The sequence below is a fragment of the Octadecabacter dasysiphoniae genome (assembly GCF_021532615.1).
Taxonomy (GTDB): domain Bacteria; phylum Pseudomonadota; class Alphaproteobacteria; order Rhodobacterales; family Rhodobacteraceae; genus Octadecabacter; species Octadecabacter dasysiphoniae.
This window is the reverse complement of record NZ_JAKGAQ010000001.1, coordinates 727108-743639: the sequence shown is the minus strand read 5'-3', so window position 1 is coordinate 743639 and position 16532 is coordinate 727108. Positions and strand designations below refer to the sequence as shown.

The following is a 16532-nucleotide window of genomic DNA, read 5'->3' as shown; positions in this document are numbered from 1 at the left end:
CGTCAGCCCGCCGCAACACCTGCTTCTGCGAACGTCGCCATACCCGAATGACACGCGACGGCGGCCTGCAACACGCCAATCGCCAACGCGCCACCTGACCCTTCGCCAAGACGCAAACCCAACGACAGAATCGGCTGCTTGCCCAAAGCATCCAGCAATTTCGCATGCGCGCCCTCAGCGCTCAGATGTCCTGCAACTGCATGGTCAAGCGCACCTTCCACTGCCTTTTCAAGCGTCGCAGCGGCGGCCGAACAGATGAAACCATCCAAAATCACCGGGATACGGTGCGTGCGCGCAGCCGCGATCGCGCCGGCCATCGCCGCCAATTCGCGCCCGCCCAAACATCGCAGCGCTTCAAGCGGGTCAGACGTGTCGTGTCGTGCCAACCCACGCGCAACCACATCGGTTTTGCGCGCCAATCCATCGTCATCAACGCCTGTCCCGCGTCCGGTCCAATCCTGCGCTGATCCGCCCAGAACAGCCGCCGCAACAGCCGCCGCAGACGTCGTGTTACCGATGCCCATTTCGCCCACAACCAGCACATCACTGGCCGGATCAACCGCGTTCCAGCCCGTGCTGAGTGCCAAAACAACTTCGGCCTCGCTCATGGCGGGGGCGACGGTGAAATCCTGTGTCGGCATTTCGAGGTCAAGCGCATGAACATCCATTTTTGCGCCAAACGCCTTGGCCAACTGGTTGATCGCCGCGCCGCCGTGTTCAAAATTTGCCACCATTTGCACGGTCACTTCGGGCGGAAAAGCTGACACGCCCTGCGCACAAACGCCGTGGTTTCCCGCAAAAACAATAACTTGCGGTGCGGTAATCTGGGGGCGGTCAGTGTCACGCCACCCTGCATACCAGATCGCCAGATCCTCTAGCCGTCCCAACGCACCGGGCGGCTTTGTCAGCTGGCCGTTACGTTCCTTCGCTCCGGCAATGGATGCCATATCAGGCCCGGATTGGCCCTCAAGTGTTTGGCGAAACTCGTCTAGAGTGGCGAAAGGTGCAGTCATGTCATAGGCCTCATTGCAAAGGGTTCGCGCAATCTCTACCCAAGACAGCGGGAAAGACCAGACAGGAAACGGCCCATGAAAGACAACCGCGACAATTCATCCCTGATGGTGCTTTCTGACGTGCCCGCAGCCCTTGGCTTGCTCAGCCGCTTGCCTGTGCGTGTGGACACGCAGCGCGCAACTGCACGGGGCGCCAAGGCCGCATGGGCCTACCCGCTCGCGGGCCTGATCCTCGCGTTGATCGCCTGTGCGGTCGGCCAAATTGCACTCTGGGCTGGCCTCACGCCCGCCCTGACCGCTGGTCTTGTCCTTGCAACACTGGTGATCATAACTGGCGCTATGCACGAAGACGGGTTGGCCGACGCCGCCGATGGCCTCTGGGGCGGCTGGGACACGGCGCGCCGCCTCGCAATCATGAAAGACAGCTCAATCGGGGCCTACGGTGTTATCGCCCTGACCCTCGGCCTCGGCCTGCGCTGGCATGCGCTCACCCTCGCCATCGATCACAATTTGCTTTGGCACGCGGTCATCGCTGCGGCCATGCTTAGCCGTGCGGTGATGGTTCCGATCATGGCCCGCCTGCCCCACGCACGCGATACCGGCCTAAGCCACAGCGTCGGACGCCCGGGCAAGACACCTGCACGCATCGCCGAAGGCACGGCCATCATCGCGACTTTGATCATGTTCCAACTTGGCGGTCTCTGGCTTATTGCCGCCGCCCTGCTCACCGCGACCGCCTGTGCCTTAATCGCCAAGGCAAAAATTGGTGGTCAAACGGGTGACATCCTTGGTGCCACGCAACAAGTATCAGAAATCGCAATCCTGCTCACTCTAACGGCGACCCTGATCTAACCCCGTCTTTGCTTCAAAAATATTCCCGCCGGAGGCATCAAGCCTCACAGCGTAATACGGCCGCCAACCAATCCGGCGAAAACGGCCCCACAGATCGCGTGATCCAGCCACCATCATAAGACGTCACCATCACATCCGACCAATCACGGTCAGCCGTCACCATCTGTGGTCCGGCGCCACAATCACGCAGCCCGCCGGAAATGAAATCCTGACCGATCCGGTGGTTCGTCAGCCCCTCCACCTCGCCGTCCAGCACAAGAGCCACACCATCCCATTCAAAAATCCGCAACACCTTCGCAAGATGCGGGCGATCCACAAAAGCGACCTCAATCCGGCCATCCTCATCGAAATCCGCGGCACCAACAGGAGCCAACCAACGGTTTGATCGCCCGATATGGTCCGTCTGCGCAATCAATCCTGTCTGGTCATAGACCGCCAAAGATCCACCCAGCGACACATCCGTTTCGATCACCACAACTTCCGGCTTTCCGTCGCCCGTGATGTCCCACAATCGCGGCATCACATCTTCAAAGACGTGATCGAAGGGTAAGGTTATGCGGTACCGCGTGGTGTTGGCCCAGTCTTCGGTCTCAATCACCAGTTCGGAATACTCGATCGCATCACCAAGGATTGCATGGCCATACCGATCCGTCGGCCCCTGAAACGTCGCGCCGATGATCGTTTCGGCACCCGCCGCCCCTGCCAACCCCAAACACGCCGTCAGCCAAGCGCTGCGAACCAATCCTCGCCACGCACGCATTCGGGGACGCAGCGCCATGTTAAATCTGTTTCTCGGGCATCTGAACGACCAGCCCGTCCAACGCATCCGTCACCTTCAACTGGCACGTCAAACGGGACCGCGCCGGATCAGGCTCATAGGCGAAATCAAGCATGTCTTCTTCCATCGCATCCTTCGCGGGGATTTTTTCGACCCACGCCGCATCCACATAAACGTGGCAGGTGGAACAGGCACAGGCCCCGCCGCAATCCGCTTCGATACCCGGAATGCCGTTGTCGCGCGCGCCTTCCATAACCGTCAGGCCGTTGGCCACCTCTACGATGTGCTCTTTGCCGCCGTGCTCGATATATGTAATTTTCGCCATGATCTTGGGCCTTTCCCTAAAATGCTGTTGGCAAATAGATAGGACGCCGCGCCGCGCCCTACCAGCCTTTTTGCGCCCAAAAGGTGGCGGATACGACACCATTTGCTCCTGATTTCGCGCAAGTCCGCGCTGCGGGGTTTGTGACGCGCATCCGCTGGGCTATCACTACACGAAACACGGGCCGCTAGAGCCCGAGGATGAGCAGATGACGACCCATAGACCCCGCACCAGACGATACGTCGGCGCCGGCCTTGCGCTGGCGCTTTTGGCTGGGTGCATGGAAAGCTACGCGACCCGCTCTGACCAATCGATCTCAGCGTCACAAACCATCGGCCCGCTCACCGAACCTGCGGTCGTGAATTCAGCCGACGGCACCTGCTTTGCCCGCGCAACCACACCTGCGATCATCGAAACCGTGACCGAACAAGTGCTGGTGCAACCAGCCGTGGTGCGCAGCGATGGCAGCGTTCAAAGCCCCGCCGCGTTTCGCACGGTAACCCGTCAACAAATCCTGCGCGAACGCCGCGAAGTCGAATTCGAAACGCCCTGTGCAACCGTCCAAACGCCCGAATTTATCGCGTCCGTGCAACGCGCCTTGGTCGCGCGCGGCTATTACCGCGGGGCCATCAACGGCACCCTTGATCCACGCACCAGTGCCGCAATCGAACGTTTCCAAACAGATCAGGACGACGTGCACACAGGCCAGCTCACCCTCAAAACTGCGCGCACGCTGGGTCTGGTCGCCCTGCCGCGCGGTGAGCTTTAATCGTCAAAAATACCGGTAGGTTGTCCATCCAGGCTCGTTGAGTTTTTCTTTTTCCAAAACGCCTTGACCTTTTCAGGCCCCATGTCCGCAAAAAACGGCTCCATCTCCGTTTCGCCACGGCTGCGCACAACCGACATTTCCGGCACGCCGCTGCCGCAAGACGTGGTCACCAAATCAATATCAAGCACAAATATATTTCGTGCTCCCGTGAAATCATCAAACAACCCATAATATTCGTCCCACTGTGCGTCGCGCGGATGAATAACGCGGGCCTGACCATACGTTCGCAAGATCAATGCGTCCCCTTTGAACGCACAAAACATCAACGTCATGCGCGGGTCTTGCAGCATATGCGCGGCGGTCTCGTTGCCACTGCCCGACATACTCAGCCAGACAATCTTTTGATCCGACAGGATGCGCAGGGAATCCATACCCTTGGGCGACATGTTCACGCGCCCTTCGGGGCCAGCAGTCGCCACAAAAAACACGGCCTGGTCCTCGATAAATGCGCGAAACGAACGGTTGAGCCTATCTGTCTTAATTCCCATCACATCGTCCTCATGTTGCTGTGATCAAGAACGAACCATGAACACCCCTGCGGTGTCAATCTTTCAGGCGCACGCAGCGGCCCCCAAATTAAAAAAGGCGCCCCGATTGGGACGCCTTTCTTCGTCATCTAAACCAGATTATTCCAGCCCAAGTGCCACAAACCGTGGCGCACCATCGCGGCGTACCAGCAGCAGTAGCGACTTGCGCCCTGCCTCTTGGGCTTCTTCTACACGAGCTTCGAAATCTTGGATCCCGCTGATCTTCTGCTGGCCAGCCTCGGTGATCAGATCACCCGCAAGCAAACCTTTGGTGTCCGCCTCTGATCCATCCTCGACCTCAACCACGACCAGACCGGATCCGGCCTCAACACCAAGGCTTTCTTCCATATCAGGCGAGATTTCGGACAATGTCATGCCCAGCATGTTGGTGGTGTCCGGTGTGCCTTCTTCAGGGGCTTCGGGGTCGGGGAAGGCTGCAGATTCTGCCGTTTCACGACGCCCCAGAACAACCGTAAGATCAATCATCTCACCGTTGCGCAGGGTTTCAACTGGAACTTCTTTGCCGACAGGGCTGTTGCCCACAATCTGAACCAGCTCGCGCGTGTTCTCGATCTCGATCCCGTCAAACGTCAGGATAATGTCGCCCGCTTGCATGCCCGCATCTTCGGCAGGGCCAGCAGGAACATCCGTCACCATCGCACCGCGCGCCTGTGCAAGGCCTTCGATTGCTTCGATCATATCGACCGTGACATCCTGAATGCGTACGCCAAGCCAGCCACGGCGTGTTTCACCAAATTCCTGCAACTGGTCGACAACATTCGTCACAACTGCAGAACTCATCGCGAACCCGATGCCGATCGATCCGCCGTTGGGCGACAGAATGGCCGTATTCACGCCAATCACATCACCTTCCATGTTGAACAACGGTCCACCCGAATTGCCACGGTTGATGGCCGCATCCGTCTGGATGTAGTCGTCATATGTGCCCTGCAAGGATCGGTTGCGCGCAGATACGATACCGGCGGACACGGAAAACCCCTGCCCCAGCGGGTTGCCCATCGCCAAGACCCAATCGCCAACACGTGCACCCACATCATCGCTGTCGCCAAATTCAACAAACTGCAATGGCTCGTCATATTCGACCTTCAGCACGGCGATATCGGTGTTCGGATCCGTGCCAATCAACTCAGCAGGCAACAGCTCACTTGGTTGGCCATCGCCAGGGAAAAATTCGATCTCGATCTCGTCGGCGCCCTCAATCACGTGGTTGTTCGTGACGATGTACCCGTCCGCGGAAATCACAAAACCGGACCCCAACGCGCTTGAGCGGCGCTCCCCGCCGGGATCGTTGTTAAAGAAATCCTCGAACGGCGATCCTTCGGGCACGATGCCCTGATCACCTGTGCGCCCGGCAATCACCGTGCTTGTGGTGATGTTCACAACCGACGGGCTGACCTGTTCGGCCAATTCCGCAAACGTCGCAGGGCGATTTTGGGCATCCACCGGCACGACCGTCGCTACGGCCATCGCCATACCCATCAATAGTGCAGCCAGCCATTTCTGACGGCTATCGATCTGGGGGGCTTGCATGGTTACCGCACGTGCGCGGGACTTCTGGGGCAAATTCACGTGGCATCTCCTCTTACGCAATGACTGGCGCAGATGCGCCGCTTGTATTGAATGTAGGCTTGATGCGGCCCAGCGCAACGCCAAACACGGCGTCGTCACCCACGCGTGAACACATCTTCATGCAGTAAATGACAACATTTCCTTGCCACATCACAGGTTTCCCGCCCAATCTGCATCAATTCAGCGATTTGGGGCGCTTCATATGTTTGATTTTTTCACACCGGCCGTTTTGGTTTCTCTCGCGTCGGGGTGCTACGCGTTGGGCTATTTGATCATCAACAAAATGCAGTTGCGGCTGTTCGTGCTGATCGGGTCCGCCTTTTATATCGCCTATTACGCGACCGCTGCCGCCGAACCGCTGTACGGTGCGATCTACACGACAATCGGCCTGACAACAGCAAACCTCATCGGCATGATTATCCTCACCATGGGCCGTTTTCGCATCGCCCTGCCCCGTGCCCATGCAGATATCTACGACCGCTTTAACATCGTGAACCCCGGTGATTTTCGCCAAGTGATGAAACACGCGACCCGCACAACACTGGATCAAGACACGGTCGTCACCCACGAAGGCGACACCGTGACCCACCTTGTTTATGTCATCAAAGGCGCGATCAATGTCACAAAGACAGGCGCGCAATTCACGATGCCCGCCGGTGTGTTCATTGGTGAGGTGGCCTATCTGCTGGATCGCCCAAGTGCGGCGACGTCTACTGTTCTCGCCGGTGCAGAAATCGTGCGGTGGGATTTGAACGACATGCGCCGCACCTCAGCGCGCAACCCGCGTTTCAAATTGGCGATGGACGCAATACTGGGGCATGATCTGGCGCAAAAAGTCACCCATGCCGTGGCCCATCCGGCATCCCCCGTCGTTCCGGCTTAGTGACCAAAACCCGCGTCTATACTCCGCCCACAGCACCAAACGCTGCGGCCAACCAGACAAGCGCGACACCCAAGGCCAGTGCGCCCAACCCGATCAGGCGGCGTTGTTCCAGCGTCAGCGCGCGCAATGCGGACAGCATGTCTTCGACAAGCGAAGGGGCCAGTGCGTACACCAGCCCCTCAACAATCAAAACCAGCCCGAGGGCAAGAAGTGCGATACCCATTTAGCGATCCGGTGTGCTGGTGCCGTTTTCGTTGCGCAGGTAGTTAAAGAACTCGTGATCCGGGCTTAGCACCAAACGTGCGTTGCCTTGACCGATCGCAATTCCATACGCCTCAAGCGAGCGATAGAACTGGAAGAATTCCGCATCCTGACCATATGCGCCGGCAAAAATACCGTTGCGTTCGGCGTCCGCTTCACCCTGAATAACGCGGGCTTCGCGGTTGGCTTCAGACACCAATTCAACAACCGTACGATCTGCCTGCGCTTCGATGCGCTGTGCGGCTTCACGACCGCGGGCACGTTCGTCTTCGGCTTCACGGGCACGTTCTGCAACCATACGCTGGAACGTCGCATTCAGGTTTTCCGCCGGAAGGTCAGTGCGTTTCAGGCGCACGTCGATCACTGTGATCCCCAGTGCATTTGCCTCAGCGATGGCCGCATTACGAATACGCAACATCAGCGCCGCACGGTCCGTGGACAAGATATCGTTGGAGCTAACCGAACCCAGAACTTCGCGCATTTCTGCCCGCAGAATGGAATCCAGACGACGCGCCGCAGCGTCTTCGCCGCCCGTACCAACAGCCTGACGGAAGCGTTCGACGTTGGTGATCCGGTAACGCGCAAAGGCGTCAACGATCAAACGACGATCATCCAGCGGCGTGACCTCAAGCGGGTCAACGTCACGGCTCAGGATACGGTCATCATAAAACACGACCTCTTGAACCAGCGGGATTTTGAACCCGATACCTGGGTCTTCTTTAACCGAAACGATTTGGCCAAATTGCAGCACAAGCGCCTTTTGGCGTTCGTCCACGATGAAGATCGATGACATGACGGCCGCAACCGCGATCACGATAATCGGAAGGATATAAGTGGAACGGTTCATCAGTTTGATCCCCCATCAGTCGTAGGTCGGCGCACTTGGTCAAGCGGCAGATACGGCACAACGCCGCCCCCGCCCTGGCCGTTGTCATCCAGCAGGATGATGTCGGTTGATCCAAAAACCGCCTCGACGGTTTCCAGATACAAACGCTGACGCGTCACTTCCGGTGCTTTTTGGTATTCGTCAAGAACGGCCAAGAAACGGCTCGCCTCACCTTGGGCTTCGTTCACCACGCGGGCACGATATCCTTCGGCTTCTTCCAGCAAACGCGCTGCTTCACCACGGGCTTGCGCCAGAACGCGGTTGGCATAAGCATCCGCGAGGTTTTGCAAACGATCCCGTTCCTGTTCGGCGTCTTGCACGTCGCGGAACGCTGCCAGCGGCGATGTCTGCGTTGTGTTGCCATCAAGGTCTTCTACCGCGATCACCTGGCTTGGCGGGTTCACGGCCTGAAGGTTCACACGAATGATATTCACACCCGCATCATAGCTGTCCAACGTGGATTGGACTTGATCCATCACACCATCCGCAATCGCACCACGGTCCCGGTTCAGGATCGGGGCAAGCTCGGATTGTGCAATAATCTCGCGCATGGCGGATTCAGCCACGGCAGCGATTGTTGTTTCCGGATCGGCCAGATTGAACAAGAAGCGGTCAGGTTCTGTGATGTTCCAAACCACCTGAAAGTCGATGTCGACGATGTTTTCATCACCCGTCAGCATCAAACCCGCATCTGCTGTGTTGCCACGGCCCACACCGATTTCGATGGTTTGTTCCTGTGTCACGTTCACGACCTCCGCTGTGACCAAAGGCCACGGCGCAAAGTTCAGACCGGGCTCACCGATGGCATAAGACGCGCCAAGAAACAGCTCGACCGATTTTTGCTCGGGCCGGACGGTGTAAAAGCTCGAAAAGGCCCAAACGGCCACAGCCGCCAGCGCACCAAGGCCGATCATACCGCGCGTGATTTGTGGGCCACCGGCCCCGCCACCACTTCCGCCGGTCCGGCCATTGCCGTTCCCGCCACCGATCAGCACACGCAGCTGGTCTTTGGTTTTATTTACGATTTCATCGAATTCGGGGATTTGCGGGTCGTTGTTGGGACGACGCCCGCCATTGCGGTCGCCATTTCCATTCGGGCGAAAACGATCGTCGTCATCATCGCCATCATTGCCTCCGCCCCCCCAGGGGCCGCCGTTGTTTCCAGCCATTAAGCCTGTCTTCCCTTGCTAACCACCCCACTGCCGGGGCCTATTATCGTCTATGTCTATAAGTGTGCTTTACGCCGCGAAATTCAAGCGGTTCTCACCGGATCGCGCATCGTCACCAGTTCTTCGGAAATTGTCGGGTGTACGGCGCAGGTTGCGTCAAACTGTTCCTTCGTGGCCCCCATCTTGATCGCAATACCCGCAAGCTGGATCATCTCGCCGGCGTGGGGGCTGACAATATGACATCCCAGAACCGTGCGCGTGGCCTTTGACACCACCAGTTTCATCAACACGCGGTCCGGTTTTTCCGCGAATGCCGTCTGCATCGGGCGGAAAGATGTGGCATAGATTTCAACGGCTTCCTGCTCACTCGCATCTTCTTCGCTTAGGCCAACGGTGCCCATTTCTGGTTGTGTGAAAATCGCCGACGGGATCAGATCGTGATCCACTTTCGTCGGGTTGCCCTTAAATACGGTTTCCACAAACGCCATGCCTTCGCGGATCGCCACAGGCGTCAGCTGCACACGGTTTGTCACATCGCCGATGGCATAAATGCTGGGCACTTTTGTCTGGCTATAATCGTCAACGACCACTTCGTTGCGCCGCCCGATGTCTACGCCGACATCCCCAAGCCCCAAACCATCCGTGTTCGGCGTGCGGCCTGTGGCAAACATCACCTGATCAAAAACCGCTTCGGATCCGTTGGTGCATTTCACCCAGATGCCGCCCTCGCGCTTTTCCATCTCAAGAACATTGGTGCCCAGATGCAGATTGACGCCCTTTTCGATCATCATCTCAGACACCAACCCACGGGCCTCATCATCAAAGCCGCGCAGGATTTGCGCGCCGCGATAAAACTGCGTTACCGCCACGCCCAACCCGTTCAGAATGCAGGCAAATTCGGACGCGATGTAACCGCCCCCTACAATCAAAATATTCTTGGGCAGTTCGGGTAAATTGAAAATATCGTTGGACGTGATGCCCAGATCAGCGTTCTTCATATCCGGCAAAACAGGCCGCCCGCCTGTCGCCACCAGAATGTGTTTGGCACTGAATGTGGACCCGTCAGCCAGCGTCACCTCGTGGGGGCCGGACACCGTTGCGCGACTGTCGTGGATCGTCACATCAGAATTGGCCAGAAGCTTGCGATAAATCCCTTCAAGGCGCTCCAGCTCGGCGTGCATACGACCCTGGAATTTCGACCAGTCGAACGTGCCATCGCTGACGTCCCAACCATAGGCGCGCGCATCCGCGAACATCTCTTGGTACTCGGACGCGAACACCATCAGCTTTTTGGGAACGCAGCCGCGAATGACACAGGTGCCGCCCATGCGGAATTCTTCGGCCAGACCAACCTTGGCCCCCGTCGCCGACGCGACCCGCGCGGCGCGCACGCCACCAGATCCGCCGCCAATCACAAAAAGATCGTAGTCAAAATCGGACATCTCAGGGGCCTTTCAAACGGGGACTTAATTTCGGCTATCGATAGATCACAGGCCTGCGGCGTTGGCCAGTCACAGGGCTGTGCGCTCCGCAGGGACCACATGCAGCGCGAACATGCCTAGTCGTTCAGGTCCGCGAACAGGTTGTCGGTTTCCAAGAAATCGATGCGGCCTTCTTCTACGGATCCTTCGTTGATGTCGCGCACTTCCACACGCCCATCACCAAATCCGATGATTACGATATCACAAATGTCGATGAACAACCCGTTCTCAACAACGCCCGGTATCTGATTGAGGATCAACGACAATTGCCGCGCATTACCAATCCGGTTCAGGTGCAGATCAAGGATATGATTGCCCTCATCCGTGTAATACGGCGCCTCACCGTTCATGCGCAGCGATACTTTGCGCCCCAACACGTCCATACCGATCAGCGTTTCTTCGACCAGTGTTTTGGTCGTTTGCCAACCGAACGGGATCACCTCAATCGGCAAAGGAAAATTCCCGAGCGTTTCGACGTTCTTGGCCGCATCCGCGATAACAATCATCTGATCGCTCGCCGTCGCCACGATCTTTTCTTGCAGCAAAGCACCGCCCCCGCCTTTAATAAGGTTCAGGTTGCCATCAAATTCGTCCGCGCCGTCAATCGTCAGGTCCAGCCATTTGGCCTCATCCAGCGAAATCACCTCAATCCCGACGTCACGCGCCAATTCCGCAGTGCGTGTGGAGGTCGGTACACCCTTGATTTTCAACCCATCTTTCTCGACCATCTCGCCAAGGCATTTGACCAGCCACGCGGCGGTCGACCCTGTTCCAAGGCCCACTTTCATGCCGTCTTGCACATATTGGGTCGCTTGTTTCGCAGCGACGAATTTGGCTTTGTCGATGGGGGACAGATCGGACGGCATGGGGCAGCTCCTGCACGGGTGAATCGTTCTTGTCGCCCTTATAGAACGGCCTTTCCCAACCTGCGACCCCCGCATTCACATTTGCTGCACGCCTTCCCCCCGCAAACGACGCGTGCTTGGTCGCTTTGGGCTGTGACAACTGTGCCAGATCGCTTAGGTTTGCGGTGAAATCATCAAGGCAGGCGCAATGTTTCTTTCGGTCTTCGACATGTTCAAAGTGGGCATCGGCCCGTCCTCGTCCCACACCATCGGGCCGATGGTCGCCGCTGCACGGTTCCTGCACCATTTGCGCGAACAACCCTTTAAGGTCAGCGGGTTACGCGCCTCACTTCATGGCAGCCTTGCCTTCACGGGGGTGGGCCACGCGACGGACCGCGCCACGGTTCTTGGCCTCGCGGGGTTTCGTGCGGATGATTACGACCGCGACAAGGCAGACGCTGAAATGGATCGGATCGCCTCTGATGGCTGGGTCGCACCCGATGGCCTTGGGCAGCTCGCGTTCCAACCCAAAGACCACCTTGAATTTGATTATGGCCCCGCCTTGCCGGGCCACGCCAACGGCATGATCCTGAAAGGCACCGACGCACAGGGCGATGTCGTCACGCAAGTCATCTATTATTCCATCGGCGGCGGCTTTGTTCTGACAGACGCCGAACTGGCGGCCGGCGCCGACAAAGAAGACGGCGCGCCCGTTCCCTTCCCGTTCAAAAGTGCCGCAGAAATGCTTGATATGGCGGCGGAAAGCGGGCTGAGCATTGCGGCCATGAAACGCCAGAACGAACTTAGCCGTATCGCGGGCGCAGACCTTGACCGCGGTCTTGATCGGCTTTGGCAGGTGATGAACGACTGCATTGATCGCGGGCTTGTCACCGACGGTATCCTGCCCGGTGGATTGCACGTCAAACGCCGCGCCAAAGGGATATACGATGCCCTGCGCGCCGAGGCTGGGGTGAACCTGACCGCGCCGCACACAATCAACGACTGGATGTCGACCTACGCCATGGCTGTGAACGAAGAAAACGCCGCCGGTGGGCAAGTCGTCACTGCCCCGACCAATGGCGCTGCGGGCGTCGTGCCCGCCACAATCCGCTACTATATAGATCACGTGCCGAATGCCTCTGCTGGCAAAATCGGGGATTTCCTGCTCACCGCGGCAGCGATTGGCGGGTTGGTCAAATTCAACGCATCAATTTCGGGCGCAGAAGCAGGCTGTCAGGCCGAAGTCGGGTCTGCCGCCGCGATGGCCGCCGCAGGGCTGTGCGCAGTATTGGGCGGCACGCCAGAACAGATTGAAAACGCAGCGGAAATCGCGCTGGAACATCACCTTGGCATGACGTGCGATCCAGTGCGTGGCTTGGTGCAAGTGCCGTGCATCGAACGCAATGGCCTTGGTGCGATCAAGGCCGTGTCAGCCGCGTCGCTGTCCATGCGCGGGGATGGCACACACCTTGTCCCGCTGGATGCCGCCATCGAAACCATGCGCCAGACCGGCGTTGATATGTCAGAAAAATACAAAGAAACCGCACTCGGGGGGTTGGCCGTGAACGTGCCGAATTGCTGATGACGCATCCCCTTCCCACTCCGTTCACAGGCCCGTCCGCTTGGGTCGGTCGCGATATGCAAATGCGCGAAGATGACTGGTTGATCCACCTGACACCGCCCCAAATTGTAGAACTTGAAACCGCCGCCGCGCACTACCTGTCGCTTGGCCGCGACGTGGGCGAAATCACCGCTGATGCCTTCCCCCTGCCGACGTTTTCAGCCCATCTGCGCGATTTGGCCGATACTCTATTGAACGGCCACGGGTTCGAAGTGCTGCGCGGATTGCCCACCGCAACCTACACCCAAGAAACCGCCGCAACGATCTTTTGCGGGATTGGTGCGCATCTGGGGCGTGCGCGATCCCAAAATGCTGCCGGACATATCTTGGGCCATGTACGCAACATCGGCGCGGATGCAAATGACGCCAACACGCGCATCTACCAAACCGACGCACGCCAGACATTCCACACCGACAGCGCAGATGTCGTCGGGTTGCTGTGCCTGCGTGATGCACAAGTCGGTGGCATGTCCCTCCTCGTCAGCGCGGAAACCATCGCAAACCGCATGGCCGACACCCGCCCCGATCTGCTGGACCTGCTGTTTGGCCCCATCGCAACAGACAGGCGCGGCGAAGTGCCGGTTGGCGCAGATCCTTTCATGACCATCCCCGTTTTGTCATGGCACGACGGCCATCTGACCGTGTTCTATCAACGCCAATACATCGAAAGCGCGCAACGCTTTGACGCCGCACCGCGCCTGACGCCCAAACACATCGAAGCCCTTGATCTGTTTGACGCGCTGGCGAACGATCCCGAATTGCATTTGTCCATGCAGCTTCAACCCGGTGATATGCAGTTCGTCTACAACCACAGCCAATTGCACGACCGCACCGGGTTCACCGACTGGCCCGACCCGACCCAACGGCGCCATTTGCTGCGTTTGTGGTTGTCCATCCCCGATGACCGCCCCCTGCCAGAGGTGTTTCGCCAACGCTATGGATCAATCGAAATCGGCAATCGTGGCGGCATCATCACACCAAACACGACCCTGAACGCGCCGCTGGATTAACCGTCTTGCGGCATTAGAACGATTTTCGGCGCGGCCACCACGCCTGCACGAATGTCGGCAAAGGCCTGTGCGCCCGCAGACAAGGGGCGCTGTTCGGTCCAGCCCAGATCACCCAAACGGCCATCAAACATCGCCGCCGCCGTGTCGCGGAAATCTTGTGCAGTGTAGGTATACGTCCCGATAAACGTGATTTCCTGCAATGTCATGCGCCGCACATCCAAACCGCCCATGTCGTCGCCAAGTCCGATGTGGCCGATAACACCCCCCGCCTTCACCTGTGCAGATGCGGTGGCGCGGGTCGCCTCATATCCGACCCCGTCGATCACGATATCAAACGTCCCGCCATCGGGCAGATCATCGGGTGCAATCACCACTTGCCCGCAGGCATCGCGCAAATAGGCGGCGCGCAGGCGGTTGGGTTCAAGGATTTTCACATTCATAACGCCCTGCGCCACAAGGCTAAGGGCCGCACCAAGACCAATCGCCCCGCCGCCAATCACAAGTGCGGTGCGTCCCCGTGGAAAGGCACGGCGGCACAATCGCGCGGTGTGCCAACCACAGGCAATCGGTTCCACAAGGGACGCCTGCGCGAACGTCACATGCTCAGGCACCTCTACAAGATTGCCCGCAGGCATGGTCACGAATTGCGCAAATCCGCCCTCGCGTGGGGGCATGGATATGATTTCACGGCTCGGGCACAGGTTCGTGCGCCCCGACGCGCAGGCCTCGCATGTACCGCAGGTCACCAACGGGTTGATCGTCACGCGCGCGCCGCTCTTTTGGCCGCCAAGGATCACACCAGCTGCCTCATGACCAAGGATAAGCGGCGCAGGTCGGCGAGCATCGTGGCCCAGATAGGCGTGCATGTCAGATCCGCAAATACCGACGGCTTCGATGCGGATCAAATGGTCCCCGTCGGCTGCAACAGGATCAGACGCATCGCCGTACCGCAGCACTTCGGGGCCATCATAAATCAGTGCTTTCATGTCGCCCTCGCGCCCCTGCTCGTCTTCACCACCTGATCCGTAGCACAGCAGACCACGTCAGAGCAGCGGAAAAACCCCTGCCCCGCACAATCGTGAAGACGCCTTTGACGCGCTTAGCCTTCGGCCGTCAGATCGAAATTTTCACCGGGGAAATATTTGGCCAAACGCACATCAGCTGCACGCGCGTGCCCTTCCATACCCTCAAGGCGCGAAATCCGAGCTGTGGCTTCGGCGACGCGCTTGGACCCTTCGGGCGTTGAACGCTGCCATGTGACGATCTTCATGTATTTGTGCACAGACAAACCGCCCGTATAGGTCGCGGCACCTGATGTCGGCAAAACATGGTTCGTACCGGCTGCTTTATCCCCGTAAGACACTGTGGTTTCTTCGCCCAAGAACAGCGATCCGTAGCAAGACAAGCGGCCCAGCCACCAATCAAGGTCTTGTGCCTGAACGGTCAGGTGTTCGGGCGCATATTCATCGCTGCACGCCGCCATGTCTTCGCGGTCCTCACACAGGATCACTTCGGCATAATCGCGCCAGGCGGCAAAGGCGTTTTCGCGGTTCAGTTCTGGCAAATCTGCAATCAGGTCGGGCACCAGTGCCATCACCTTTTCCGCCATATCGCGGCTGTCTGTCACCAACCAAACGGGGGAGTTATATCCGTGCTCTGCCTGGCTCACCAAATCGACCGCAACAATCATCGCGTCGGCGTCTTTGTCTGCCAGTACCAATGAATCCGTGGGCCCCGCGATCATGTCGATGCCCACACGGCCAAACAGGATGCGCTTTGCTTCGGCGACAAACTGGTTGCCGGGGCCGACCAGAATGTTCGCCTTTGGCAGCCCGAACAGACCAAACGTCATCGCCGCAACACCCTGAACACCGCCCAGCGCCATGATTTTATCCGCACCGCAGATATGGGCCGCATAAACGATGGCCGGCGCGACACCCAGACCGGGGCGCGGTGGCGACGTCGCCGTGATGTGGCTACAACCCGCAACCTTTGCCGTTGTCACCGTCATGATGGCCGACGCGATGTGGCTGTAACGTCCGCCAGGCACATAGCACCCCGCCGCATTCACAGGAATTGCCTTTTGCCCCGCGATCAGGCCGGGCTGCACTTCGACTTCGACATCAACGAGCGTGGATTTCTGCGCCTCAGCAAAACGTTTCACATTGTCATGGGCAAACTGGATATCTTCCTTGAGCTTTTGGGGCACCCGCGCGCAAGCCGCCTCGATCTCTTCGGCTGTCAGGATCACGTTGCCATCGTATTTGTCGAACTTGGCGGCATATTCCAGCGCCTTGGCATCACCGCCCTCTTCGATATCGCTCAGGATGCCCTGCACAATGTCCTGCACGTCGCTTGCACCGGACTGTGCGGTCAAAGTTGCTTTTTTCAGATATTCACGGGCCACAGGGCGATCCTCCATCAAGATTTCCTCTCTCATGGCAGAGCGTTGGACCCATTTCAAA

The 16532-nt window shown here is 58.4% G+C and carries 17 protein-coding genes; 5 read left to right on the top strand and 12 right to left on the bottom strand.

From position 1 onward, the window contains the following. Window positions 1-2 precede the first annotated feature (2 nt). Window positions 3-1013, bottom strand: coding sequence for a nicotinate-nucleotide--dimethylbenzimidazole phosphoribosyltransferase (gene cobT, locus L0664_RS03685; RefSeq protein ID WP_235224270.1), 1011 nt, complete (start codon window positions 1011-1013; stop codon window positions 3-5). Window positions 1014-1088: 75 nt separating this feature from the next. Between cobT and L0664_RS03680 the strand changes: the two genes are divergently transcribed. Further along, on the top strand, window positions 1089-1865 hold the full coding sequence (locus L0664_RS03680; RefSeq protein ID WP_235224269.1) for an adenosylcobinamide-GDP ribazoletransferase: 777 nt from the start codon (window positions 1089-1091) through the stop codon (window positions 1863-1865). Window positions 1866-1902: 37 nt separating this feature from the next. Here the strand turns inward: L0664_RS03680 and L0664_RS03675 are convergent, their stop codons facing one another. Together L0664_RS03675 and L0664_RS03670 are read right to left on the bottom strand one after the other, a co-directional pair. Beyond that, window positions 1903-2625, bottom strand: coding sequence for an FG-GAP repeat domain-containing protein (locus L0664_RS03675; protein ID WP_235224268.1), 723 nt, complete (start codon window positions 2623-2625; stop codon window positions 1903-1905). Between the two features lie 19 nt (window positions 2626-2644). After that, on the bottom strand, window positions 2645-2968 hold the full coding sequence (locus L0664_RS03670) for a 2Fe-2S iron-sulfur cluster-binding protein (RefSeq protein ID WP_235224267.1): 324 nt from the start codon (window positions 2966-2968) through the stop codon (window positions 2645-2647). Window positions 2969-3173: 205 nt separating this feature from the next. On the opposite strand from L0664_RS03670, the gene L0664_RS03665 reads away from it, so the two are divergent. After that, window positions 3174-3734 carry a peptidoglycan-binding domain-containing protein gene (locus L0664_RS03665; protein ID WP_235224266.1) on the top strand — a complete coding sequence of 187 codons (561 nt, stop codon included), beginning with the start codon at window positions 3174-3176 and terminating at the stop codon, window positions 3732-3734. Here the strand turns inward: L0664_RS03665 and L0664_RS03660 are convergent. Next, the gene (locus L0664_RS03660) at window positions 3731-4282 is read right to left on the bottom strand and encodes a pyridoxamine 5'-phosphate oxidase family protein (RefSeq protein ID WP_235224265.1); all 552 of its coding nucleotides are present in this window, start codon (window positions 4280-4282) and stop codon (window positions 3731-3733) included. The genes L0664_RS03665 and L0664_RS03660 overlap by 4 nt on opposite strands. Before the next feature lie 138 nt (window positions 4283-4420). Beyond that, a complete protein-coding gene (locus L0664_RS03655) occupies window positions 4421-5872 on the bottom strand; it encodes a Do family serine endopeptidase (protein ID WP_418888016.1) in 1452 nt (483 codons plus the stop codon). A gap of 241 nt (window positions 5873-6113) precedes the next feature. Between L0664_RS03655 and L0664_RS03650 the strand changes: the two genes are divergently transcribed. Further along, window positions 6114-6794 carry a Crp/Fnr family transcriptional regulator gene (locus L0664_RS03650; RefSeq protein WP_235224264.1) on the top strand — a complete coding sequence of 227 codons (681 nt, stop codon included), beginning with the start codon at window positions 6114-6116 and terminating at the stop codon, window positions 6792-6794. A gap of 16 nt (window positions 6795-6810) precedes the next feature. Here L0664_RS03650 and L0664_RS03645 read toward each other — a convergent pair whose 3' ends face one another. The 5 genes from L0664_RS03645 to rpiA form a co-directional block, all read right to left on the bottom strand. After that, the gene (locus L0664_RS03645; protein ID WP_235224263.1) at window positions 6811-7017 is read right to left on the bottom strand and encodes a DUF2065 domain-containing protein; all 207 of its coding nucleotides are present in this window, start codon (window positions 7015-7017) and stop codon (window positions 6811-6813) included. Beyond that, entirely contained in the window at window positions 7018-7902 is an 885-nt protein-coding gene (gene hflC, locus L0664_RS03640) for a protease modulator HflC (RefSeq protein WP_235224262.1), read from the bottom strand. It abuts the gene before it with no gap. Further along, complete coding sequence (gene hflK / locus L0664_RS03635) at window positions 7902-9110, bottom strand: FtsH protease activity modulator HflK (RefSeq protein ID WP_235224261.1); 1209 nt, start codon at window positions 9108-9110, stop codon at window positions 7902-7904. The genes hflC and hflK overlap by 1 nt, the downstream gene beginning before the upstream one ends. 83 nt (window positions 9111-9193) lie before the next feature. Then, the gene (gene gor, locus L0664_RS03630) at window positions 9194-10552 is read right to left on the bottom strand and encodes a glutathione-disulfide reductase (protein WP_235224260.1); all 1359 of its coding nucleotides are present in this window, start codon (window positions 10550-10552) and stop codon (window positions 9194-9196) included. Between the two features lie 116 nt (window positions 10553-10668). Continuing rightward, window positions 10669-11457 (bottom strand): ribose-5-phosphate isomerase RpiA, encoded by a 789-nt coding sequence (gene rpiA, locus L0664_RS03625; protein ID WP_235224259.1) that lies wholly within the window; start codon window positions 11455-11457, stop codon window positions 10669-10671. A 187-nt stretch (window positions 11458-11644) separates the two neighbouring features. Between rpiA and L0664_RS03620 the strand changes: the two genes are divergently transcribed. Together L0664_RS03620 and L0664_RS03615 are read left to right on the top strand one after the other, a co-directional pair. Beyond that, the gene (locus L0664_RS03620) at window positions 11645-13018 is read left to right on the top strand and encodes an L-serine ammonia-lyase (RefSeq protein ID WP_235224258.1); all 1374 of its coding nucleotides are present in this window, start codon (window positions 11645-11647) and stop codon (window positions 13016-13018) included. Continuing rightward, entirely contained in the window at window positions 13018-14067 is a 1050-nt protein-coding gene (locus tag L0664_RS03615; protein ID WP_235224257.1) for a TauD/TfdA family dioxygenase, read from the top strand. The genes L0664_RS03620 and L0664_RS03615 overlap by 1 nt, the downstream gene beginning before the upstream one ends. Here the strand turns inward: L0664_RS03615 and L0664_RS03610 are convergent. Both L0664_RS03610 and hisD read right to left on the bottom strand, forming a co-directional pair. Next, entirely contained in the window at window positions 14064-15053 is a 990-nt protein-coding gene (locus L0664_RS03610; RefSeq protein WP_235224256.1) for an alcohol dehydrogenase catalytic domain-containing protein, read from the bottom strand. The genes L0664_RS03615 and L0664_RS03610 overlap by 4 nt on opposite strands. Window positions 15054-15166: 113 nt before the next feature. Beyond that, window positions 15167-16474, bottom strand: a complete 1308-nt coding sequence (hisD, locus tag L0664_RS03605) for a histidinol dehydrogenase (protein WP_235224890.1) — start codon at window positions 16472-16474, stop codon at window positions 15167-15169. Between the last annotated feature and the right edge of the window lie 58 nt (window positions 16475-16532).